This is a genomic window from Terrabacter sp. P5_B1 (genome assembly GCF_056400505.1).
Genome location: NZ_JBFULD010000633.1, coordinates 1 through 609, shown reverse-complemented (window position 1 = coordinate 609; position 609 = coordinate 1). Strand labels below are relative to the sequence as shown.

Annotated in this window: 1 protein-coding gene and 1 pseudogene; both read right to left on the bottom strand. The window is 76.2% G+C overall.

All coding sequences use genetic code 11. The features are described from left to right. Positions 1–363 (bottom strand): GTP-binding protein (locus AC1DP0_RS22540; protein WP_478088916.1); only part of this gene is annotated, 363 nt, incomplete at its 3' end. 2 nt (positions 364–365) lie between these two features. Further along, positions 366–609, bottom strand: a pseudogene (locus tag AC1DP0_RS22535) (L-seryl-tRNA(Sec) selenium transferase); the annotation flags it as partial.

Here is a 609-nt window from a genome sequence, read left to right as displayed (position 1 = left end):
ACCCGGATCGGCGAGGTCGCTGCGTGTCACGACGACGAGGCCGCGCGAGATGCCCAGGGCGTCGACGGCAGCGAGGTGCTCGGCCGACTGGGGACGCCAACCCTCGTCGGCCGCCACGACGAGCAGGACAGCCGGCGCGGGGCCCAGCCCGGCGAGCATGTTGCCGATGAAGCGCTGGTGCCCGGGCACGTCGACGAAGGCCACGTCCGCCCCCGACGCCAAGGTCGTCCAGGCGTAGCCGAGGTCGATCGTCATGCCGCGACGGCGCTCCTCGGCCCACCGGTCGGGCTCGATCCCGGTCAGCGCACGCACCAGGGTGGACTTGCCGTGGTCGACGTGCCCCGCGGTCGCGATGACGTGCACGGTCAGTGGCCGCTCGGGTCGTCGCCGCCGCGGACCGCCAGGATGGCCCGCTCGACGTCGGGGTCGCGGGCCGGCGGGACGCAGCGCAGGTCGACGAGGCAGCAGCCCCGCTCGACGCGCGCGACGACGCCGGTCTCGCCGCGCCGCAGACGCTCGGCGTAGGCCTCGGGGAGCGCGACGGCCCAGCCGGGAAGGGGCAGTCCCGGCGCTCCTCCGCCGCCGACCCGTCCCTCGACGGGGACGACC